Source organism: Pseudomonas sp. UV AK001, assembly GCF_046097675.1.
Lineage (GTDB): Bacteria > Pseudomonadota > Gammaproteobacteria > Pseudomonadales > Pseudomonadaceae > Aquipseudomonas > Aquipseudomonas kribbensis.
Window position 1 is genome coordinate 1,526,952 of the sequence record NZ_JBJUVZ010000001.1, and the last position, 21,433, is coordinate 1,548,384.

Here is a 21,433-nt window from a genome sequence, read left to right on the forward strand (position 1 = left end):
CGCAGGCCTGGCGCAAATTTAATGAACCCTCGGTTTCACCGCCCGCCTAACCGAATGACCATCAGGAGGTAGCTCATGCAAATCGAAACCACGTGGATCGTGCTGGCCATCATTCTTTTGCTCGTGGAACTGTGGGCAATCAACCGGGTACGCAAGAGCGAAGGGAAATCGAGCAACAAGGGCGTCTGGATCGTACTGATCGTGTTTGTACCGTTACTGGGACTGATCGCCTGGGCCCTGGCCGGACCGAAGCACGTAACCCAAGCCTGAATCTGCCAAAAGCGCGACACAACAGGCCCCGATCATTCGGGGCTTTTAAATGGACGGCGGATTTGTATCGCACTGTGTACGGGATGCCTGCGGATACACACACCTTCAACTCGGGAGCAAAACCGAAACAGCACGGATACACCAACAGGTTTTACTGGGCTCCAGTTCAGAAGGGTTCACCCAGAACCCCATCCCCGTCGATTGCAAAGGAGCCTGACCATGAAAACTGCACTGCACACCACCGCTACCGGCAACACCCGTCGTCGCCTGCTGGGCCTGTCGATTCTCGCCACCGCTCTGATGCAATTCGGCGCGTACGCCAACGCGCAATCAACTGCACCGGAACCGGTCAAGACCGTAGCCGCCAGTGTGAAAGCCGACCTGCCCTTCGGCGCACTGAAACATGTGAAAGCCGGCGTGCTGGACGTGGCCTACGCCGAAACCGGCCCGGCCGATGGCCCGGTGGTGATTCTGCTGCACGGCTGGCCCTACGACATTCACAGCTACGACGAAGTCGCCCCCATTCTGGCGGCCAAGGGTTATCGGGTGCTGATGCCGTACGCCCGGGGTTATGGCGACACGCACTTCCTGTCCGACAAGACCGTGCGCAACGGTCAACCGGCGGCACTCGCCAGTGACGTGATCGATTTCATGGATGCACTGAAAATCAAACAAGCCGTACTCGGCGGCTACGACTGGGGCGCACGTTCGGCGGACATCGTCTCGGCGCTGTGGCCGGAGCGAGTGAAAGCGCTGGTGTCGGTCAGCGGCTATCTGATCGGCAATCAGGCCGCCGGCAAGAACCCGCTGCCGCCCAAGGCCGAGCTGCAATGGTGGTATCAGTTCTACTTCGCCACCGACCGCGGTGCTGCCGGTTACGCCAAGAACACCCACGATTTCGCCAAGCTGATCTGGCAGACCGCCTCACCGAAATGGGCGCTGGACGATGCCACCTTCGACCGCAGCGCCAAGGCCCTGGAGAACCCGGATCACGTCGCCATCACCGTGTTCAACTACCGCTGGCGCCTGGGCCTGGTGCAGGGTGAAAGCCAGTACGAAGCGCTGGAGCAGAAACTCGCCACCGCGCCGTCGATCAGCGTGCCGACCATCACCCTGGAAGGCGATGCCAACGGCGCACCACACCCGGCGCCCGAGGACTACGCCAAACGCTTTACCGGCAAGTACGAGTTCCGTCTGATCAACGGCGGCATCGGCCACAACCTGCCGCAGGAAAGTCCGCAGACCTTCGCCAAGGCAATTATCGACGCCGATCACCTCTAAAGATGTACCCAAAAACGGCTCGTCATTTGACGAGCCGTTTTTCCTTGGACGGCCGATAACCGAAATAGGCGCTGTAGCACTTGCTGAAATGACTCGGCGAGACGAACCCGCAAGCCACCAACACATCCACCTGGGACAACTCAGTGTGCTGCAGCAAACGCCGGGCCTCGGTGATGCGCAGTTCCATGTAATAACGCTGCGGTGTGGTGCCCAGTTGTTCCTTGAACAGTCGTTCCAACTGACGCCGGGAACGCCCGGCGTACACCGCCAGTTGTTCCAGCTCCAGCGGTTCTTCGAGGTTGGCGTCCATCAGCTTCACCACTTCGCGCAACGGCGCGCTGACGCTGATGTTTTCGGTGGGTTTGATCCGCCGGTAGCGCGACTCCTCGAACGCCAGAATGTCTTCGATGCCCTCGACCAACGCCTTGTCGTGCAGGCTTTTGATCCAGTCCAGCGCCATGTGAAACGCCCCGGACGGGCTCGACGCGGTCAACCGGTCGCGGTCGATCACATAAGGCTCGCTGCTGACCTGGGTGGCCTTGGAGATTTCCGCCAGCGCCGGTCGATGCTCCGGGTGAATTGCACAGCGATAGCCTTCCAGCACCCCTGCCCGCCCCAGAAACCACGAACCATTCCACAACCCGGCGAGCAACACGCCAGCCTCGGCGGCCATTTTCAGCAGGCCGATGAACTCGTCGCTGGCCTTCAATTCCGTGCGGTAACCGCCGCAGATCACCAGCAAGTCCAGTTCCTGCAACACGCTCGCCTCAAGCCGTGAATCCGGGCGGATCACCAGCCCCAGATCGCTGATCACTTCACCGTCGCTGAGGCCGAAAGTGCGGGTGGAAAACAGACCGGGGCGCAGCAGATTGGCGGTGACAAGGGTGTCCAGCGCCTGGGTGAAGGCCGGCAGGGAAAAATGCTCCAGCAGCACAAACCCGGTGCGGGTCATGCGTCCCGGCCCGCTGGCGGGCTCGTTCAGGTAGCGAAGGTTCTTGCCCTTCATGCCACCGCTGAATTGGCGTCGTTCGATCAAGGTGTGGTCCATCGGTTTCATTGTTGTAGCGCCATGCTAACCGCCGAAGCGGCAAAATACTCGGGAATGAACGCAATTCGCCCCAACCGGTACGCGCGTACCGATCGGGGCGAAAAAGACCTGCGAAAAACCGCGATGAATCAGGACGCGTCGATCCAGATGGTTTTCAGCTCGGTGTACTGGTCATGGGCCCAGATCGACTTGTCACGCCCACCAAAACCCGACTCCTTGTAGCCGCCGAAAGGCGTCGACGCATCACCTTCGCCGAAGCAGTTCACGGTGACGATACCGGCGCGGATCCCCCGCGAGAGTTTCAGCGCATGGCGCAGGCTGCCGGTGTAGGCCGAGGCTGCCAGGCCATAAGCCGTATCGTTGGCCAGGCTGATCGCTTCGTCGACGGAGGTGAACGTGGTCACGCTCAGCACCGGGCCGAAGATTTCTTCCTGAAACAGACGACTGTCACGGCTGACGCCATCGACGATGGTCGGCTCGACGAAGATGTTGTCGGCTGTGTTGCCCCCCGCCAGCACCGAAAGATTCTCATCCCGGGCATGGTCGAGGTACGAACGGACCTTCTCGAAATGCGCCTTGCTGATCATCGAGCCCAGACGGTTTTCCGGGTCCAGCGGATCGCCCATTTTCCAGTCGGCCAGATGCACCTGCACGCGTTTGAGCAATTCGTCCTTGATGTCCGAATGCACGATCAGCCGCGACGAGGCCGAGCAGTTTTCGCCCATGTTCCAGAACGCGCCGTTGACCACGTGCTGGGCAACCAGATCGACGTCTTCGACATCGTTCATCACCACCGCCGGGTTCTTGCCGCCGCACTCCAGCACGATGCGTTTCAGGTTGGATTCGCTGGAGTACTTGAGGAACAACCGCCCCGTATCGGTCGAGCCGGTGAAGCTGACCATGGCGACGTCCGGGTGACGGCCCAGCGGTTCGCCCGCCTCCTTGCCGCCGCCGGGCACCACGTTGAACACGCCGGCGGGAATCCCCGCCTGATGCGCCAGCTCGGCTACGCGCAGGGTGCTCAAGGTGGTTTCCTTGGCCGGTTTGACCACAATCGAGCAGCCAGCGGCCAGCGAAGGGCCGATCTTCCACGCGAGCATCAGCAGCGGGAAATTCCACGGCAACACCAGGCCGACCACGCCGATCGGCTCGCGCACGACCATGGTCACCGCGCCGTTACCGGTCGGTGCGGTCGAGTCGTAGATCTTGTCGATCAGCTCGGCGTGCCAGCGCAGGGTATGAATCGTCTCGGGCACGTCGATGTTCTGGCATTCGCGGATCGGTTTGCCGCTGTCGAGGCTTTCCAGCACCGCCAGTTCATGGGAGTGGTCGTCCAGCAATTGGGCGAACCGCAGCAACACCGATTTGCGCGCCGACGGCGCCAGCCCCTGCCAGCGTCCGTCTTCGAACGCAGCCTTGGCGGCGGCGACAGCGACGTCCACGTCCTGGGCACCGCAGGCGGTAATCTCGGTCAACACCGCTTCAGTGGCCGGGTTGGTCGTGGTGAACGTCTTGCCGGACAGCGCGCTGCAAAACTCGCCGTTGATAAACGCCTGATTGCGAAACTCGAGCTTCGCCGCCAGCTCACGGTATTGCGCTTGACTCAGAAGATCGGCCATTTCAAACCTCCGCGACGATGCGCGCCACATTCTGTTTGAGGGTTTTGATCACGCTTTCCAGCACTTCCTTCTCGGACGCTTCCAGCGGCTGCATCGGCTTGCGCACGCCGCCGGCCTGCAGGCCGACCAGTTCGCTGCCGTGCTTGATCGACTGAACGAACTTGCCGCTCTCCAGCACATCCATCAGCGGTAACAGCGCCGACATGATCCGCCGGCCCTTGTCGAAGTTCTTCTCCAGAACGCAGGCTTCGTAAAGCGCAATGTGCTCGGCCGGAATGAAGTTCGAACCGGCGCAGACCCAACTGCGCGCGCCCCAGGCAAAGAACTCCAGGGCCATGTCGTCCCAGCCGCAGGACAGCTGAATCGAAGGATGCGAATGCGCCAGACGATGCAACTGGGCGGTATCGCCGGAGCTTTCCTTGATCGCGACGATGTTCTTGCAACCGGCAATCGCCTCGAAGAATTCCGGGCCCATCGCTACGCCCATCCGTGCCGGATAGTTGTAAAGCATGATCGGCAGGCCGGCGGCCTTGTCCACGGCCAGCACGTGGGCGGCGATTTCCTTCTGTGTTGGCAAGGCATAGGGCGGCGAGCCCACCAGAATCGCGTCGGCCTCGATCGACTTGGCGTGCTCGGCGAAGGCCACCGCATCCTCGGTGCGAATCCCGCCCGTGCCGATCACCAGCGGGATGCGGCCGTTGATCACTTCCTTCGCGCGCTCGGCCACTTTCAGCCGCTCGGCGGTGGTGTGGGCGTAGTACTCGCCGGTCGAACCACCGATGACGATGCCGTGAACCCGCGACTCGATCAGATACTCGAGCACTTCGGCGAAGGCCGAATAATCGATCTGGCCATCGGCGGACAAAGGCGTAATGGCAGGGGTAAAGATGCCGTCAAAGTTCATAGGTTTTTCTCCAGTGATTGCAGTGTTCAATGCGTTGGCCCGACGCCGCTATGGCTCGGGCAAGGTTCAGTTCAGCGAGGCAGCCTGTTGCAGGTTGAGCGAGCGGGTTTCCGGCGCGAGCACCCACGACAGCACAAGGCCGACCAAGGTGACGGCCGCTGCGATGTACATGGTCTGGGCGATGCCCAGCGTGCTCAGGGAAACCGGCACCAGATAAGTCCCCGCCGCCGCGCCGATGCGCGACAGTGACGTGCCGACGCCGACCGCGAAGGCGCGGATTTCCGTGGGGAACAGTTCATTGGGGTACACCAGCGTCAGCATCTGGGCGCCACCGATGAACAAGGCGTAAACGGCAAAGAAGGCGAGCACCAGCGCATTGGGCCCGGCGTGTCCGACCGCCAGCCCGAGCAGCGCAAGCCCGGAGCAGAGAAAGCTGTAGATCAGCAGATTGCGTCGGCCGACGCGGTTGATGATCCGGGTCGAAATCACGCAGCCGATGACAAAGAACAAGGTAATTGCCACCGACCCCAGGGATGACCAGTCGCCCTGCAGATTCAGCGCGGCCAGCACCTTCGGCGCAAAGGCATACACGGCAAACAGCGGCACCACCGAGCAAGTCCAGAACACCACGACAAACAGCATGCGTTTGCCATAGCCGGAGTGCAGCAGGTTGAAGATCGTCAACTTCTCGCCCACCCGGTGCTCCGGAAGATTGGCCAGGGAGAAATCGTTGCCGTAGACCTGTTTGATGATCGCCTCGGCTTCGGCGGCGCGGCCCTTGCTCAGCAGCCAGCGCGGCGACTCGGGGGTGCCGATGCGCACCAGAAACAGCATGGCGCCGATGACCGCCGCGCTGGCCAGCACCAGCCGCCAGGCATCGGAGCCCCACAGCTTGAACATCAGCTCGCCCACGACATACGCCGTTGCAGCCCCGGCGAACCACATGATCGTCAGCGTTGCCAGACGCGGGCCGCGATATTTGCGCGGCATGAACTCGACCAGCAGCGAAGTCGCCACCGGGTACTCGATGCCGACCGCCACCCCCAGCAGCAGCCGCAGAAAAAACAGCGCCACCGCCGAATCGACCCACAGTTGCGCCAGCGAGGCCACGATGAACAGGGTCGGCCCGACAAACAGCAGACGCTTGCGGCCCAGCACATCGGTCAGCCAGCCGCCGAGAAACCCGCCGAAGAAAATGCCGATCAGCGCCGAGGCGGCGATCATGCCTTCCCAGAAATCGTCCAGCGCCAGAGACCTGGACATGTGCACCAGCGCCACACCGATGATGCTCAGAACATACCCGTCGACAAAGGAGCCACCGGCCGAACGGATCGTCAGCAGACGATGAAAGCCATTGAGCGGTACGTCCTCGATTGATACAGCAACGTTGTTCATTTCTTGTCCTTGTATTCAGTGCATCGCTACTTCAGTTCATCGCGCAGGTCGGGCGATGAGCGTTCAACTTTCGCGGCCGGCGCGGTATTGCCCCCACTTCAGGTTCATGTTCACGCCCAGCGACAGAAACGGTTCGGGCGGGTTGCCCGTCGGCCCCGGGGCCTGCAACAGAAAATCGATCAAGCCGTCGCGCTCCCCGGCCAGCCAGTCGGCCAGCAACTTGCCGGTGACCGTGCCACGGGTGACACCCAGGCCATTGCAGCCCAGCGCGCCGTACACGTTCGGCGCCAGTTCGCCGAAGAAGCCGTTGTGGTTCCTCGACATGGCCAGCGCCCCGCCCCAGGTGTATTCGAACGCCACACCCGGCAACATCGGGAAGCGCTGATCGAACGACGCGCGGTGACGGTGCACGAAGCGCTCGTTGTATTTGCTGTTGCTGCGGCCATCGGGGTTGAAGCTGAAACTGTTGCGGATCAGCAAACGATTGTCGGGAGTACGCCGCACCGTGGTGCCGAACGGATCGGCCGGAATCGCGCCCCAGTACGGTTTGCCGCCCAGACGCGCCTGCTCTTCATCGGTCAGCGGGCGGGTGATGCTGGCGTAGGTGTAGATCGGCAACATGCGGCCCTGGAGAAAACCGAAGCGCATGCCGAACGAGTTGTTGGCGAGGATCAGTTTGTCGGCGGTGATGCTGCCGTGAGCGTGCTTGAGCAACGTCTTGGCGCCGTATTCCACTTCCAGAATCGGCGTGCGTTCGTAGAGGGTGACGTTGGCCGGCAAACTGTCCGCCAGGCCCTTCACCAGTGCCGACGGCTGAACCAGCACCGCACCGGGGGTGAACAGCGCCTTGCGATAGAAACGGGTGCCCAGATGCTCGGGCAATTCTTCGGCCTCGATCATCTGATACGGCTGACCGAGCTTGTCGAGACCCCGGCGATAAGCTTCCAGCACCGCGATCCCGCGTTCTTCCACGGCCGCCTGATACTTGCCGCAGGCTTTCATCTGGCAATCGATACCGAACTGATCGACCAGATTGCGCAGGATCGACTGGCCTTCCAGGTTCAGCTTCAGACTGATCCTGGCCAGGTCGATATCACCGATATAGTCCTCGGCCCCGATGTCGTGGGGCAGATCGATCGCGAAACCGGCATTGCGACCGGACGGTCCCAATCCCACTTCCTGCGCTTCGATCAGCACCACTTCATCGTCGGGGAAGTTCAGCGCGAGCTGGCGGGCCGCCGCCAGACCGGTGAAGCCGGCCCCCACGACCACCCAACGCGCCAAACGGTGGCCGCGATGGCCAGGCTCGGGGCTGCGTGGCCGGCTCAGGTGGAACCAGCCACAGCTGTCATCATCGGCGGGCAGCGAACTGACTTTCATAGTGTTGAACCGTTTATTGTTGAAATGACAAATCGAACCCGACACGAAGCGAACGCGCGGAATCGCGTTGAATGAAAACAGCCATCAAAGTTGCGTAAATGAATGCGTTTGAATGACGGCTTTACGCCACGGGATAACCGCCACTCGAACTAACGAACAACCGCTTACTTGGCCGCCGCCCGCGCATCGCTCAGCCAGCCGTCGTAACTTTGCTGGTGGGCCTTGATCCATTCGGCAGCGTGGCGCTTGATATCGGCCAGGGACTTTTCGCCGTTCTGCATCTTCAGGTTCTGCGCACTTTCGTCGGCGGTGCTGATGCTGACTTCGGAGAGGAACTTGCGGGCTACCGGGTTATTCTCGGCGAATTCCTTGTTCATGACGGCATTGATCGTGTCCACCGGGAAGCCGAGGTTCTTGCCTTCGTAGAAGGTGTCCTTGCTTTCCTTGCCGTCAGGCAGGTCGGTGTACGGCACCGGCAGCCAGACCACATCGCGCCCTTCGACCAGCACGCTGGAAATCCACTGCGGCACCCAAGTGAAGAACAGCACAGGTTTGCCTTGCTGGTAGCGGGCGATGGTGTCGGCCATCAACGCGAAGTACGAGCCGCGATTGTCGACGACGGTCGGTTCCAGGCCGTAAGCCTTCATGTGGTGTTCGACCATGACTTCGCAGCCCCAGCCCGGGTTGCAACCGGTCAGGTCGGCCTTGCCGTCGCCGTTGCTGTCGAACAGTTTGGCGATCTCCGGTTTCTTCAGGTCCGACAGATCCTTGATGTGATAGGCGTCTGCGGTTTTCTTGTCGATCAGGTAACCCTGCAGCACGCCTTTCATGATCTGCCCGACCTTGACCATCACGTCATCGCCGCCAGCCTTCTCGTAAAAGGCTTCGTGCAGGTGCTCCCACTCATGCACGGTGAAATCCGCGTCGCCGTAGGACAGCGCGAGGAACATCGCCGGGTAATCGGTTTCCTTCGGCTGTTTGACGTCGTAGCCCAGCTCCTTGAGCCCGGCGATCACCACTTCGCCGCGAAAGCGCTCTTCGGCGATGGTCGGAAAAATCGGCGTGATCGACACGCCGGCGCCGGGTTTGTTGGCATCGGCCGCATAGGCCGCCGAACACAGCACCGTGCCCAATACACAAGCAACCACACCCGCCATGACGCTTTTCTTGAGATTTGCCAGTTTCATGTTTCACCACGCTTTGGAGTTTTAATCGGTGAGCAGAAAGGTTCAGTTAATGACCGCACGAGCAACGTTCTTCTTTTTCTTCAACTTCATGACCAGGCCGACCGGCCCGCTTTCATACCAGCGCTGACCGGTGGCCAGATCGCTGCTGCGTTCACCCATGGCCTGGGTCAGGCGATCGAGGAACACCGCCAGCAACACCAGCCCTGCCCCGCCGACACTGGCCAGGCCCATGTCGAGGCGACCGATGCCGCTGAGCACCATCAACCCCAGCCCGCCGACCGAAATCATCGAGGCGACCACCACCATCGACAGCGACAACATCAGCGTCTGATTCAAGCCCGCCATCATGGTCGGCGCAGCCAGCGGCAGTTGAACCTTCATCAGCATCTGCATCGGTGTGCAGCCGAAGGCCCGCGCCGCCTCGACCTTGTCCGCCGGCACCTGACGGATGCCGAGGTTGGTCAGACGCACCAGCGGCGCGACGGAGAAGATGATCGTGACGATCACACCGGGCACGTTGCCGATGCCGAACAGCATCACCACCGGCACCAGGTACACGAACGCCGGCAGGGTCTGCATGGCGTCCAGCACTGGGCGGATGATCATTTCCGTGCGGTCGCTGCGGGCACACAGGATGCCCAGCGGAATGCCGATCACCGCGCAGAACAACAGCGAGGTCAGCACCAGCGCCAGGGTGACCATCGCGTCGTTCCACACGCCGATCAGCCCGAGCCCGGTCAGGGTCGCCACACTGAAGATCGCGATGCGTTTGCCGCCGATCTGCCAGCTGATCAGCCCGGCAATGATGATGAACACCGTTGGCGGCAGCGAAAGCAGCCCCCACTGGACGCCGTCGAGCACCTGATCGACCGGCCAGCGAATCGAGCGGAAGACATCCCGGAAGTTATGCACCAGGTATTTGAGGGCGGTTTCAACCCACGATCCCAGAGGAATATTCAAACTCTGGAAGGGATCCAGAAAGTTAAAGTCGGACATGACACTACCTCGCACTTGCGGACTGCGTGACCATTCTTTTTTTAAATCAGGATCTCAGCTATTGCCCAGGCAACTTAATAGATGCCCTTGCGAGATCGACCCTTTATAAAGTCCAACTTCATCAACTACCGGCATTGGTGTTGAAGATGCCGCAACAAGATGAAAAATCTCGCGCAAGGAAGCGTCAGCCTTTATCGGAGTTTGACGACCCGGTTCATAAACAATGCCCGAATCGGTTTGTGCGATATCGCCGGCGCGCAAGATCCGGCTGGTATCGAAACCGTTGAAGAAGTCCCGGACGTATTGGTTCACCGGGTTGCACAGCAGCTCACGGGGCGTACCGATCTGCACCACGCGCCCGCCCTCCATGATCGCGATGCGATGGCCGATGCGCACGGCCTCTTCAATATCGTGGGAGATGAAAATGATGGTGCGATCCTGCTCGGCCTGAAGCTTGATCAGCTCGCCCTGCATCTCGCTGCGGATCATCGGATCGAGGGCGGAGAACGCTTCGTCCATGAGCAGGATGGCCGGGTCGTTGGCCAGCGCCCGGGCCAGGCCGACCCGCTGTTGCATGCCGCCGGAGAGCTGGTGAGGGAAGCACATTTCCTGCCCGGAAAGCCCGACCTGCTCAAGGGCGCCCATGGCCCGGCAGTAGCGTTCCTTTTCGCCGACTCCGCTGATTTCCAGGCCGAAGCTGACGTTGTCGATGACACTCATGTGCGGCATCAGGGCAAAGGACTGGAAGACCATGCCCATGTCTTTGCGGCGCACCTGCAACAGGTCCTTGTCGCCCAGGCCGGTGATTTCCCGGCCATTCAGAAAGATGCTGCCGGAGGTCGGCTCGATCAGGCGATTGAACAGTCGGACCATGGTCGATTTGCCCGAGCCGGACAACCCCATGATGACAAAGATCTCGCCTCGCTTGACCGAGAAGTTGGCATCGAATACGCCGATGGCCTGGCCGGTCTTTTTGAAGACTTCGGCTTTCGAGGCGCCCTCTTCGATCAACTTCATGGCCAGTGCTGGCTGAGTGCCGAAGACTTTATAAACATTCTTGACGCAAATTATTTCGTCGGAGCGAGTCATACCTTGCCTCCATCGCGTTGTGCATATTCGAATTCAAACAATATGCAATCGAGCGAAACGGTTTTAGAGCGGCAGCGGTAATAGTTATAAGTCGTCACGACGGGTTTCCTTTTATTATTTTTGGGACCCCAGGAACGAGGGACGTTTCAAATTTATTAGCATCCCCCTGCTTAATCCAACGACATTTACAGGGGCATGTTGATAACGTCGGGTTATCGATCACGCCGGCATCCGCCGCTGGCAGCCGGCATCGCCTGCCAGCGACCGCGACTATCCTTGCTGCGACGCCGGCGTATCCCTGCGCGCAGGCTTGGGCTACCCTCGTCGCGCTTCGCCCGGGAGCCGTATCGTGAGGAGGCCGTACAAATGACCAAGCATGTCGACCCAGACACCATCTTGCTGAAGATGCCGTCCTTGCGGGCCGTAAAGGCATTTGTCGCCGCCGCCAAGTACCAGAGTTTCACCCGTGCTGCCGAAGCATTGTGCGTTTCCCAGGCCGCCATCAGCCGGCAGATCCGCGAGCTGGAAAGCTACCTCGGCGCGCAGTTGTTCACCCGCGTCGGGCGTGCCGTTGAACTCACTTCGGCGGGCGCGCTGTTTTTCGACGCCGCCCAGCTTTCGTTCGTGAACATTGCCCAGGCTGCCGAGCGCATCCGCAGCAGTCAGTCGGTCAAGAAGGTGCTGACCATCTGCTGCTCCCCGGCGTTCTCGGCGCTGTGGCTGTCGAATCACCTGCCGGAGTTCTTCGCCCAGAGCGAAGGCATCGAGCTGAACCTGATCACCACGCAGAACTTCCTGACCATGGAACCGGGCGTGCAGCCCGACGTGTTCATCACCAAGATTTCGCGCATCCGCGAAGGCTATCGCAGCTACCCGCTGTGCCATGACCTGATCTACCCGGTGTGCACGCCGCAGTATCTGGAGCAGCACCCGGAAATCGCCACTATTGAGGGCGTGCGTGATTCGGCCCTGCTCAACCTCAGCCCCTATGGTCGCTCGCAAGTCGCCGAGCACGTCGACTGGGGCGTGTGGCTGGCGTTTCAGTCCATCGACATCGACGACCGCCCGGCAACCAGTCCGCAGATTTTCAATGCCAACGACTACAACCTGCTGATCAGCATGGTGCTCACCCATCAAGGCATCGCGCTGGGCTGGAATCATCTGGTCGCACCGCTGGTGCAACAGGGCTTGCTGGTGCGTCCGATCGAGCAGGAAGTCCAGCTACGCAACAGCTGGCACTACCTGAGCTGCCGCGAGAACGCCGACAACGAAGACGCGCTACGGCGGTTTCGCGAGTGGATCCTGTCGAAGTTTCCCCGTCGTTAGCCATCGATTAGGTTATCAATAGCCCGACGAAAATGTCGTTGGAGCCGCACAACCTTCCTGACTCATTGTGGAGCGGCGCCGGCCGGGATCTGGCCGGCTCCCCCCAACAGGAAGGAATTGTTGAATGTCACTCTACGAATTCTGCCGCGACTTTGATTTCCTCCAGGCCCCGGCCAAGACCCGGGAGATCCTGCAGAACAGCCTGCTGGATATCGTCGCCGTCATGGCCGGTGCGGCGTCCAACGACACCAGTGTGGCGCTGCGCCGTTTTGCCGTTGCCCACTACCCCGCCGGCGAGTTCGGCAGCCGTCTGCTGTTCGACGGTCGGCGCGTTAACCTGCTAGGCGCGGGTTGGGCCGGCGGCTTTTCCGCCGACAGCCTCGATGCCCACGAAGGTCACTTCCGATCCAAGGGGCACGCCGGTGCGACCGTGGTGCCGGCCCTCCTCGCCCTCGCTGATGCCCTGCATCACCAAGGCAAAAACGTCAGCGGGCATGAGCTGTTGACCGCGTTGTGCATTGGCTACGAAACCGGACTGCGCGCCGGAACGGCCCTGATGGCGACCTCCTCGACTTACCACGCGTCCGGCGGCTTTTCAGCGATTGGCGTGGTCTGCGCCGGCGCCCGTTTGCTGGGTTTTGACGAGCCGACGTTCCGCCATGCCTTGGGCATTGCCGAGTACTTCAGCGCCCGATGCCCGATGATGCGCCTGATCGCGTTTCCGACCATGTTGCGTGACGCCCACGGCAGCGGCGCCTTCGTCGGGTTGAATGCGCTGCTGCTGGCCAAGGAAGGCGTGACCGGCGCGCCGGCGGAAACCGTCGAGGATGCTTCGGTCGCCGAGCACTGGCTCGACCTTGGTCAGCGCTGGGAAATCGACAGCCAGTATTTCAAACCCTGGCCGGTGTGCCGCTGGGCGCAACCGGCACTGACCGCGATGCTTCAGCTGCAACAGGAGAACCCTGGGCTCAACGCTGACGGGATCGAGACCATCCGCGTCGAGACCTTTTATGAATCGATGTGCCTGCAAGGTCACACCCCGGCGGATGCCGATCAGGCGCAGTACGCCCTGGCGTTTCCGCTGGCGGCGCTGATTGTCAGAGGCAAGCTCGGACCGGATGAAGTGACCGGCGAATCCATTCATGCCGCCGACATCCGCGCCTTGAGTACACGCATCGAGATCGTCGAAGCCGCCGATATTTCCGCGCGATTCCCCAATGAAATCCTCTCGCGCGTCACCGTCACCCTGAAAAACGGCAGTGTACTCGTCAGCCCGATCACCGCCGCGCGCGGCGATCCCGAAACGGCCCTGAGCCGCGAAGAACTGGAGCAGAAATTCGACCTGTTCGCCTCAAGCCTCGGCCATGAACGCAGCCTCGCGGTGAAACGGGCGATTCGCAATCTGGACCAGTCTGCGTCGGCCATCGCCACGCTTGAGCCGATCTTCGGACGCCCTCACCCATAACCGCAACGCATCGATTGTCCGCAGGAAATGTCGTTTGTGACGGGTTTCCCGGCACAGATAGGCTGGACCTGTTCCGGCCCTACGCGCATGACGAGGATAACAATGAACAATAAAGACACCGTGTTTGACCTGATCGCCCAGCGCAAACCCTGGCATTCGCTGCCGGGCGCCCTCTACAAGGATGAAAACGTCTATCGCCAGGACCTCGAACAGATCTGGCACAAGGACTGGATTTTCGCCGGGCACACCTTCGAAATTTCCAGACCCGGCCAGTACTTCACCCTGCAGATCGGTGATTACCCGGTCGCCGTGGTGCGCGGCAAGGATGGCGAGGTCCGGGCATTTCACAACGCCTGCCGCCATCGCGGCGCCAAGATCTGCGAACACGAGCACGGCAAGGTCGCGAAGATGGTCTGCCCCTATCACAAATGGACCTACGAGCTGGACGGCAACCTGCTGTTCGCCGGCAACATGGGCCAGGATTTCGACAAGGCCCAGTACAACCTGAAGTCCGTGCATTGCGAGATCGTGCACAGCTACATCTATGTCTGCGTCGCCGCCAAGGCGCCAGACTTCGAAGGTTTTCGCAAAGCCGTCAGCCCGTTCATCGCCCCGCATTATCTGGACAACTGCAAAGTGGCGTTCGAGTCGACCATCATCGAGAACGGTAACTGGAAACTGGTGTTCGAAAACAACCGCGAGTGCTACCACTGCGACGGTTCCCACCCGGAGCTGCTGAAATCCTTCGTCGACAACCTGTCGGTCGGCGGCCTCAGAGGCGAAGACGACCCACAGTTGTCGGCTTACTGGAACACTTGCGAGAAAGCCGGCCTGCCAAGTCGCCTGGTAATGGACATCAACGGCCAGTACCGCATGACCCGCATTCCGCTGTCGTCCGGGGCCGTCAGCTACACCATGGACGGCAAGCCTGCGGTGAACGGGCGTCTGGACAAAACCGCTGAACCGGACATCGGCGCCCTGCTCTATTTCCACTACCCGTCCACCTGGAACCACTTCTTAGGCGACCATGCGTTGAGCTTCCGGGTGTTGCCGATCAGCGCTACACAAACCATGGTCACCACCAAATGGCTGGTGCCCGACACGGCGGTGGAAGGCGTGGATTACGACCTCGAACGCCTGACCAAAGTCTGGGTCGCCACCAACGATCAGGACCGCACACTGGTCGAAGGCACCCAGCGTGGCGTGACGTCCCCGTCCTATGAACCGGGGCCCTACTCGGAAACGGCGGAAACCGGCGTCTGCCAGTTCGATGACTGGTACTGCGCGACGATGATGGACCGGCTCAAGGGGCCGGTTCCGTTGAAGTCCGTGGGCTGACCGGTATGCGCGGCAACGCCGGGTTTTTCAGGAGATCTGACGTTGCCGCGTCGCCTGCCAGCAGATCAGCGAACCTACGGTCACCAGCACCGCACCCTGCCAGAACTGCATCTGCAAACTAACGCCCAGCCACAGCGCGGCGAACGCCGACGACAGTACCGGTGCGCCGTAGGACGCGGTGGCCAGCAAGGTCAGATTGCCGCGCAGGATGCCGATGTTCCACAGCGCATAACCACCGGCCATGGCGATGCCGGTGGCGATCAGTTCCAGGGAGTTGCCCAGGGTGAAGGTGGAAATATGCTCATTGCTGAAGCCCCACTTCACCCACAGCACAACGGCCGTCAGCACGAAAAACAGCACCACCAGACTCTGCCCGTTGGCGTAGCGGCGTGTGACGTTGCAATACAGCGCAAACGTGATCGCGCAGGCCAGCGCCAGGCTGTAACTCAACGGGTTGGAATTGAAGTTGGCGATGATCCCCGGCAACGACAAGCCCTGGCCGCTGACCACCCAGAGGATGCCGAACAGCGCGAGCGCACTGCCGGGAACGATGAACCAGCGGGTTTTCTGCCCGTTCATGAAGATCGCCAGCACCACGGTCAGGCACGGCCACAGGTAATTGACCACGCCCAGTTCGATGGACTGTTGCCGGTCACTGGCAAACCCCAGCGCCAAAGACAGGCACACCTCATAGGCAACGAACAACCCACTGCCGAGCAGGAGATAGAGTGTTGACGTGGAGCGAAGGCGCGGCCGCCCGAGAAACATCACCAGCAGGATCGCCCCCAGGGTGTAAATCATCGCCGCCCCGCCCAGAGGGCCGAAATGTTCACTGACGCCCCTGATCAACCCGGCGGCGGTGCTCCACAACACAATCGCCAACAACCCGCACGCCGTGGCGGCACGCTCGCCTCTTATCTGCATCATTGCCTCTGGATCAATATCGCGATTCGACCGCACAGGCTAACGAGGGAAACCGGATCGATACAGCAACTTTTCATCCGGGCAATGAATGCGCTGGGGTTATCGATTCGGCCTGCGTCCCAACGTCGCAGGCCCGGCACCTTGGCAAACGCCGCACAAGGCTTAAAATCGCGCCTCCTCTTGCAGTCGCCCGACCGGCGCCTGCCCGCAGCCATGACAACCCTCAGGTTTGAACAGCCGGCGACTTTCACGAAGTCAGCCTGGCTCAATCGTCCTGCCCGTTCGGCGGTCGTTTGTCTTCAACACACTTCGGCTTGGCACTCGCATGCGCAGAGGCGCACGTTCCGCTGTTCGATCACTTGAGGTTTTTATGACACCGCGTTTGCTGGCCATGGCGCTGGCGCCCCTGCTCGGGCTCTTCATCGTTGCCCTGGGCAACGGCTTTCTGTCTTCTTTGACCACCCTGCGCCTGGGCGCTGCCGGCGAATCGGCGACGATGATCGGCATCGTGTCCTCGGCCTATTTCATCGGCCTGACGCTGGGCGCAATCTTCAACGACCGGTTGATCCTGCGCATCGGCCATATCCGTGCCTACAGCAGCTTCGCCTCGCTGATCGCCGCAACCATCCTGCTGCAAGGTCTGTTTTATGACACCTGGGGCTGGGTCGTGCTGCGCCTGATCAACGGCTGGGCCACGGTCGGCGTGTTTCTGGTGATCGAGAGCTGGCTGCTGCTGGCCGGTGACGCGAAGATTCGCGGGCGTCTGTTGGCGCTGTACATGATCGTTCTCTACGGCGCCGGGGTACTGGGTCAGGCGTTTTTGGGGAAAATCACCGGTCTGGGCGACACCGCGCCGTTCATGGTCGCCGGCATGCTCGCGACCTTGTCGGTGCTGCCGATCGTAATCCTGCCGCGCGTTTCGCCGTTGCTGGAACAGGTCGAGCCGCTAAAGCCTCGGGCACTGCTCGGCGTGTCGCCCACCGGTCTGGTCGGCTGCTTCGGTTCCGGCGTGACCATCGCGGCGATCTACACCCTGCTGCCGCTGTACCTGCAACGCATCGGCCTGAATGTCGGCGAAGTCGGTAGCATGATGGCCTGGACGGTCCTCGGCGCGATGCTCCTGCAATACCCGGTCGGGCGCTGGTCCGACCGCAAGGATCGTCTGCAAGTGCTTACCGTGCTGTGCGCCGCGTGCACCGTGCTGTCACTGGTGATCGTGCTGGTGCCGCTGTCCTCGGCCATGCTCGCGGCGATGCTGTTCCTGCTGGGCGGCGGCGTGTTCGCGCTGTACCCGGTGGCCGTCAGCCATGCTGCCGACCGTGCGCCGGTCGAAACTCTGGTGCCGATGATTCAGGGCATGCTGCTGATCAACTCGCTGGGCTCGGCGATGAGCCCGCTGCTGATCTCGCCGGCGATGAACGCCCACGGCGAAACCGGCCTGTTCTGGGCCTTCGCGCTGGTCAACCTGGCCATGGTGACGTTCTTCTTCTGGCGTCGTGGCAAGCGTCCGGTGCCGGCCAATCCGGCGCCGTTTGCGGCGGCAGCGACGTTCTCGCCGACCGGCGCCGAGCTGCGGGTGACCGAAGATCTGCGTCAGGCCGCGCAGGAGCACCCGCCGATGGTCGATGCGTTGAGTGGCGAAGCGGCGCCGCCAACGGCATCGCGCTACGAAGCCAGTTGAGTTTCTGGCGGGCATAAAAAAACCGGTGACTTTCGTCACCGGTTTTTTATTGCCTGCAAATTAGTGCGGCGCCCGAGGAATGGTCTTCATCAGGTCTTCAGGGCTGATATGCCCCACCACACTGCCCGGCTGCGGCAGATTCAGGATGTGGCCCTTCATCTTGCCGATCACGTGCATTTCGCACGGTTTGCAGTCGAACTTCAGGGTCAGCACTTCGTCGCCATGAATCAGTTGCATCGGCGCGACTTTGGTCTTCACGCCGGTCACGCCTTTGGCCTGTTTCGGGCACAGGTTGAAGGAGAACCGCAGGCAGTGCTTGGTGATCATCACCGGCACTTCGCCCGCCTCTTCGTGGGCCTCGTACGCCGCGTCGATCAGCTTCACGCCGTGACGGTGGTAGAAGTCGCGAGCCTTCTGGTTGTAGACGTTGGCCAGGAACGACAGATGCGCTTCCGGGTACACCGGCGGTGGCGTGGTCTCGGCCTTGCGCGAACCGCGTGGGTGGGCGGCAACGCGGGCAGCGGTCAGCGCTTCGATCACTTCACGGCGCAACGACTTGAGCTGCGAGTTCGGGATGAAGAACGCTTGCGGCGCATCCAGTTTGATCGAGGTCGCGTGGTACTCGGTGGTGCCGAGCTGACCGAGCAGGTCGTGCAAGGTCTCCAGCGCCTGCTCCGGTTTGTTGGCGACGCCGAACGGGCCGTCCAGCGCGACGCTGGCGCTGATGCCCTCTTCACTGGTCACGGTCAGTTCCAGACGCTCTTCACGCAGCTTCGCCAGCCAGCTCACGCCGATACGACGCTCGGCAGAAGTCTTGAGCAAGGCCTGCTGCCAGTTGTGGTCGAGGTTGCGGTTCAGCGGATGGTTCGGGCGCAGCTTGTACAGGCCTTCCGGCATTTCGTTCGGCTCGACGCGATAGCGATAGCGCTTCTCGCCTTCTTCCTCGAACTCGCCCTTGGCTTCGGCGATGTTGGCGCGGAAACCCACCACTTCGCGCTTGACCAGCACGTTGAGGCCGTCGCCGTTGGACAGCGGCTCGTGGGTGATGACCTGCATGTCACGCTTGCCGACTTTCTCGACCGTACCCACCGCCAGACCGGTGAAGGTCGGCGAATCGAACGCGCCGATGTCGATCTTGCGCTCGCTGACGAAGTAGTCGGTGCTGCCACGGTGGAAGGTCTTTTCCGGGTCCGGCATGAAGAAATGCGCGGTGCGGCCGCTGGAGGCGCGGGCCAGGTCCGGGCGGTCGTTGAGCACGTCGTCGAGACGCTGGCGGTAATAGGCGGTGATGTTCTTCACATAGCCCATGTCCTTGTAGCGACCTTCGATCTTGAACGAACGCACACCAGCCTCGACCAGCGCGCGGATGTTGGCGCTCTGGTTGTTGTCCTTCATCGACAGCAGGTGTTTTTCGTAGGCGATCACGCCACCCTTTTCGTCTTTCAGGGTGTACGGCAGACGGCAGGCCTGGGAGCAGTCGCCACGGTTGGCGCTGCGCCCGGTCTGCGCGTGGGAAATGTTGCACTGACCGGAAAACGCCACGCACAACGCGCCGTGAATGAAGAACTCGATGGCGGCATCGGTTTCATCGGCGATCGCGCGGATTTCCTTGAGGTTCAGTTCACGGGCCAGTACCAGTTGCGAGAAACCGGCCTGATCGAGGAACTTGGCCCGCTCAAGGGTGCGGATGTCGGTCTGGGTGCTGGCGTGCAGCTCGATGGGTGGAATGTCCAGTTCCATCACGCCCAGGTCCTGGACGATCAGCGCATCGACGCCGGCGTCGTACAACTGATGGATCAGCTTGCGTGCCGGCTCCAGTTCGTTGTCGTGCAGGATGGTGTTGATGGTGGTGAAGATGCGCGCGTGATAGCGACGGGCAAATTCCACCAGTTCGGCGATTTCGCTCACCTCGTTGCACGCGTTGTGGCGCGCACCGAAGCTCGGGCCGCCGATGTACACCGCGTCGGCGCCATGCAGGATGGCCTCGCGGGCGATGGCCACGTCACGGGCGGGGCTGAGCAGTTCCAGGTGATGTTTGGGCAAGGACATATATAGTTTTTAGTCAGGCTGTCACGGTCGAGGCGCGCATTGTAGCCGCGAAACGCGTGGGCGGCACGCCTGCGCTGCCGGGTGGCAGCCCTGCTCAGGGCAGAACTGCCAAACCGAACCGCAAACTCAGGCTTTTGCAGCCATTGCGGTGACTTCCACCTTCATTCCTTCAACCGCCAGCGCCGCCACGCCAACCGCTGCGCGCACCGGCCAAGGCTTGGCGAAGAAGCGCTTGTACACCTCGTTGAATGCGGCGCGATCAGCCATGTCGGTCAGGTAGATGGTCAGGTGCAGCACGCGGTCCATCGAGCTGCCGGCCTTTTCCAGCGCTACTTTCAGCGCCTGCAGCGTGCATTCGCTTTGCGCAGTGACGTCGCCCAGTTCCAGGCTGCCGTCGGCACGGGTCGGGATCTGGGTCGACATCAGGATGCCGTTGAATTCGGTCACGTCCGAAGAGATCGAGTCTGCATCCGGGTCCGGGGTGTAGGTGATGTCTTGGTTGGCCATGGGAAAGTCCTTCGCTGGCAGTGAGGACGGCGCCATCGCGCGCCGTTTCGGGCGGCCAGTTTACAGACACGGCGGCGGGATTGAAGCCATGGTGGTTTTCGGGGTGGGTTCTGACGGATGTTTCAGTGTGTTTTGTTGGCCGATAAACAGGTTTCGATACGTGTGTTTAGAGACACCTGAAGTTACGCGCAATTGCCCACAAATCCTTGCGCCAGAGCCTACGGCTACGCCAGAATCCGCCGGCTTGTGCGCCTTGGGGTCGGCCGGTAACTTGGATCGGGTCACTGATTCGCAGTGATCGGGTTTAGCAGCCCGTCGAGTCAAGCCGTACAAGCCTCTATCAATTCAGATATTTCTGAGCTTGATGGTGGCTGTGCGCAGGGCACCTTCGGGTGCGCCGATTGCTTGGCTCATCGGTCTGCTAACCTGCGCGCAGCTGCCACCCTATTCGTTTAGCAGCGAGATGGTTGCAGCCTCACTCCTTAGAGAGGTTAGAGCCAATGTTCAAAGCAACTCCGAATCCCCCGGTCACCGAACCGGCCAGCATCACCGACCCAACGTCCCCCTATGAATGCCCTGATTCGAAGAGATTCAACGAAGCCGCCAACCGCGCCCTCGACTACCACCTCGGCCCGATATCGGCCCACATGATGGCCGCGCCCTACACCCCCAACCGCCTCTACCAGACCAACCCGGCCAGCAATAACGAATCCCTGCTCGCCGACGCCGTCGAAACCCTGGGCTCGGCCAACGTCATGCTCAACAACTTCGTCGACCTCCTCGAAGGCCCCCATCGCAAGACCGCACAGGGCATCGCGCAGATCGTGATGCTGGCGGAATTGGCGGTGAATCAGGTACTGGATAAAGTCGCTCCAACCGAATAATCCATAGCGGCAGGACTCATTTTTACTGCTATTTAGGGGGGCGGTTTAAAAAACAGCTCCCCTATTATTCCTTTGGCTCCAGCGAACTCA

At 61.2% G+C, this 21,433-nt stretch carries 18 protein-coding genes; 7 read left to right on the forward strand and 11 right to left on the reverse strand.

Going from position 1 to position 21,433, the window contains the following annotated elements; all coding sequences use genetic code 11:
- Window positions 1–75 precede the first annotated feature (75 nt).
- Window positions 76–270, forward strand: coding sequence for a PLDc N-terminal domain-containing protein (locus ACKLNA_RS06945; protein WP_119429086.1), 195 nt, complete (start codon window positions 76–78; stop codon window positions 268–270).
- Between the two features lie 219 nt (window positions 271–489).
- Window positions 490–1,551 carry an alpha/beta fold hydrolase gene (locus ACKLNA_RS06950; protein WP_408985363.1) on the forward strand — a complete coding sequence of 354 codons (1,062 nt, stop codon included), beginning with the start codon at window positions 490–492 and terminating at the stop codon, window positions 1,549–1,551.
- Window positions 1,552–1,573: 22 nt separating this feature from the next.
- On the opposite strand, the gene ACKLNA_RS06955 is transcribed toward ACKLNA_RS06950, so the two are convergent.
- The 8 genes from ACKLNA_RS06955 to ACKLNA_RS06990 all read right to left on the reverse strand — a co-directional run bounded on the left by ACKLNA_RS06955 (window position 1,574) and on the right by ACKLNA_RS06990 (window position 11,169).
- Window positions 1,574–2,599, reverse strand: a complete 1,026-nt coding sequence (locus tag ACKLNA_RS06955) for a GlxA family transcriptional regulator (protein WP_408985559.1) — start codon at window positions 2,597–2,599, stop codon at window positions 1,574–1,576.
- Window positions 2,600–2,727: 128 nt separating this feature from the next.
- The gene (locus ACKLNA_RS06960; RefSeq protein WP_115077572.1) at window positions 2,728–4,218 is read right to left on the reverse strand and encodes an aldehyde dehydrogenase; all 1,491 of its coding nucleotides are present in this window, start codon (window positions 4,216–4,218) and stop codon (window positions 2,728–2,730) included.
- Between the two features lies 1 nt (window position 4,219).
- Complete coding sequence (locus ACKLNA_RS06965) at window positions 4,220–5,122, reverse strand: dihydrodipicolinate synthase family protein (RefSeq protein ID WP_408985364.1); 903 nt, start codon at window positions 5,120–5,122, stop codon at window positions 4,220–4,222.
- A 66-nt stretch (window positions 5,123–5,188) separates the two neighbouring features.
- A complete protein-coding gene (locus ACKLNA_RS06970; RefSeq protein WP_408985365.1) occupies window positions 5,189–6,517 on the reverse strand; it encodes an MFS transporter in 1,329 nt (442 codons plus the stop codon).
- Between the two features lie 63 nt (window positions 6,518–6,580).
- Entirely contained in the window at window positions 6,581–7,897 is a 1,317-nt protein-coding gene (locus ACKLNA_RS06975) for an NAD(P)/FAD-dependent oxidoreductase (protein ID WP_408985366.1), read from the reverse strand.
- 164 nt (window positions 7,898–8,061) lie between these two features.
- Complete coding sequence (gene proX / locus ACKLNA_RS06980; RefSeq protein ID WP_408985367.1) at window positions 8,062–9,084, reverse strand: glycine betaine/L-proline ABC transporter substrate-binding protein ProX; 1,023 nt, start codon at window positions 9,082–9,084, stop codon at window positions 8,062–8,064.
- 42 nt (window positions 9,085–9,126) lie between these two features.
- Complete coding sequence (gene proW, locus ACKLNA_RS06985; RefSeq protein ID WP_085708380.1) at window positions 9,127–10,080, reverse strand: glycine betaine/L-proline ABC transporter permease ProW; 954 nt, start codon at window positions 10,078–10,080, stop codon at window positions 9,127–9,129.
- A 54-nt stretch (window positions 10,081–10,134) separates the two neighbouring features.
- Window positions 10,135–11,169, reverse strand: coding sequence for a glycine betaine/L-proline ABC transporter ATP-binding protein (locus ACKLNA_RS06990; protein WP_408985368.1), 1,035 nt, complete (start codon window positions 11,167–11,169; stop codon window positions 10,135–10,137).
- Window positions 11,170–11,535: 366 nt separating this feature from the next.
- On the opposite strand from ACKLNA_RS06990, the gene ACKLNA_RS06995 reads away from it, so the two are divergent.
- The 3 genes from ACKLNA_RS06995 to ACKLNA_RS07005 all read left to right on the forward strand — a co-directional run bounded on the left by ACKLNA_RS06995 (window position 11,536) and on the right by ACKLNA_RS07005 (window position 15,298).
- Window positions 11,536–12,495 carry a LysR family transcriptional regulator gene (locus ACKLNA_RS06995; RefSeq protein ID WP_085604606.1) on the forward strand — a complete coding sequence of 320 codons (960 nt, stop codon included), beginning with the start codon at window positions 11,536–11,538 and terminating at the stop codon, window positions 12,493–12,495.
- A gap of 124 nt (window positions 12,496–12,619) precedes the next feature.
- Window positions 12,620–13,960, forward strand: coding sequence for an MmgE/PrpD family protein (locus tag ACKLNA_RS07000; protein WP_408985369.1), 1,341 nt, complete (start codon window positions 12,620–12,622; stop codon window positions 13,958–13,960).
- A gap of 102 nt (window positions 13,961–14,062) precedes the next feature.
- Window positions 14,063–15,298 (forward strand): aromatic ring-hydroxylating oxygenase subunit alpha, encoded by a 1,236-nt coding sequence (locus ACKLNA_RS07005; RefSeq protein WP_408985370.1) that lies wholly within the window; start codon window positions 14,063–14,065, stop codon window positions 15,296–15,298.
- A gap of 27 nt (window positions 15,299–15,325) precedes the next feature.
- Here ACKLNA_RS07005 and yddG read toward each other — a convergent pair whose 3' ends face one another.
- Window positions 15,326–16,225 (reverse strand): aromatic amino acid DMT transporter YddG, encoded by a 900-nt coding sequence (gene yddG / locus ACKLNA_RS07010; RefSeq protein WP_408985371.1) that lies wholly within the window; start codon window positions 16,223–16,225, stop codon window positions 15,326–15,328.
- Between the two features lie 367 nt (window positions 16,226–16,592).
- On the opposite strand from yddG, the gene ACKLNA_RS07015 reads away from it, so the two are divergent.
- On the forward strand, window positions 16,593–17,903 hold the full coding sequence (locus tag ACKLNA_RS07015) for an MFS transporter (RefSeq protein WP_085708385.1): 1,311 nt from the start codon (window positions 16,593–16,595) through the stop codon (window positions 17,901–17,903).
- Between the two features lie 60 nt (window positions 17,904–17,963).
- Here ACKLNA_RS07015 and ACKLNA_RS07020 read toward each other — a convergent pair whose 3' ends face one another.
- Together ACKLNA_RS07020 and ACKLNA_RS07025 are read right to left on the reverse strand one after the other, a co-directional pair.
- Entirely contained in the window at window positions 17,964–19,952 is a 1,989-nt protein-coding gene (locus ACKLNA_RS07020) for a U32 family peptidase (protein WP_114882511.1), read from the reverse strand.
- 126 nt (window positions 19,953–20,078) lie between these two features.
- On the reverse strand, window positions 20,079–20,459 hold the full coding sequence (locus ACKLNA_RS07025) for a RidA family protein (protein ID WP_065261325.1): 381 nt from the start codon (window positions 20,457–20,459) through the stop codon (window positions 20,079–20,081).
- Window positions 20,460–20,959: 500 nt separating this feature from the next.
- Here ACKLNA_RS07025 and ACKLNA_RS07030 point away from each other — a divergent pair, with 500 nt between their 5' ends.
- A complete protein-coding gene (locus ACKLNA_RS07030) occupies window positions 20,960–21,343 on the forward strand; it encodes a DUF6124 family protein (RefSeq protein WP_408985372.1) in 384 nt (127 codons plus the stop codon).
- The last annotated feature ends 90 nt before the right edge of the window (window positions 21,344–21,433 follow it).

Excerpts from the sequence above, each read along its gene's own strand:
- ACKLNA_RS06960 (WP_115077572.1), bottom strand. The coding sequence starts at position 4,218 with ATGGCCGATCTTCTGAGTCAAGCGCAATACCGTGAGCTGGCGGCGAAG.
- ACKLNA_RS07000 (WP_408985369.1), top strand. The coding sequence starts at position 12,620 with ATGTCACTCTACGAATTCTGCCGCGACTTTGATTTCCTCCAGGCCCCG.
- ACKLNA_RS06965 (WP_408985364.1), bottom strand. The coding sequence starts at position 5,122 with ATGAACTTTGACGGCATCTTTACCCCTGCCATTACGCCTTTGTCCGCC.
- ACKLNA_RS07025 (WP_065261325.1), bottom strand. The coding sequence starts at position 20,459 with ATGGCCAACCAAGACATCACCTACACCCCGGACCCGGATGCAGACTCG.
- ACKLNA_RS07020 (WP_114882511.1), bottom strand. The coding sequence starts at position 19,952 with ATGTCCTTGCCCAAACATCACCTGGAACTGCTCAGCCCCGCCCGTGAC.
- ACKLNA_RS06970 (WP_408985365.1), bottom strand. The coding sequence starts at position 6,517 with ATGAACAACGTTGCTGTATCAATCGAGGACGTACCGCTCAATGGCTTT.
- ACKLNA_RS06975 (WP_408985366.1), bottom strand. The coding sequence starts at position 7,897 with ATGAAAGTCAGTTCGCTGCCCGCCGATGATGACAGCTGTGGCTGGTTC.
- ACKLNA_RS07005 (WP_408985370.1), top strand. The coding sequence starts at position 14,063 with ATGAACAATAAAGACACCGTGTTTGACCTGATCGCCCAGCGCAAACCC.
- yddG (WP_408985371.1), bottom strand. The coding sequence starts at position 16,225 with ATGATGCAGATAAGAGGCGAGCGTGCCGCCACGGCGTGCGGGTTGTTG.
- ACKLNA_RS06950 (WP_408985363.1), top strand. The coding sequence starts at position 490 with ATGAAAACTGCACTGCACACCACCGCTACCGGCAACACCCGTCGTCGC.
- proX (WP_408985367.1), bottom strand. The coding sequence starts at position 9,084 with ATGAAACTGGCAAATCTCAAGAAAAGCGTCATGGCGGGTGTGGTTGCT.
- ACKLNA_RS06995 (WP_085604606.1), top strand. The coding sequence starts at position 11,536 with ATGACCAAGCATGTCGACCCAGACACCATCTTGCTGAAGATGCCGTCC.
- proW (WP_085708380.1), bottom strand. The coding sequence starts at position 10,080 with ATGTCCGACTTTAACTTTCTGGATCCCTTCCAGAGTTTGAATATTCCT.
- ACKLNA_RS06955 (WP_408985559.1), bottom strand. The coding sequence starts at position 2,599 with ATGGACCACACCTTGATCGAACGACGCCAATTCAGCGGTGGCATGAAG.
- ACKLNA_RS07015 (WP_085708385.1), top strand. The coding sequence starts at position 16,593 with ATGACACCGCGTTTGCTGGCCATGGCGCTGGCGCCCCTGCTCGGGCTC.
- ACKLNA_RS06990 (WP_408985368.1), bottom strand. The coding sequence starts at position 11,169 with ATGACTCGCTCCGACGAAATAATTTGCGTCAAGAATGTTTATAAAGTC.
- ACKLNA_RS06945 (WP_119429086.1), top strand. The coding sequence starts at position 76 with ATGCAAATCGAAACCACGTGGATCGTGCTGGCCATCATTCTTTTGCTC.
- ACKLNA_RS07030 (WP_408985372.1), top strand. The coding sequence starts at position 20,960 with ATGTTCAAAGCAACTCCGAATCCCCCGGTCACCGAACCGGCCAGCATC.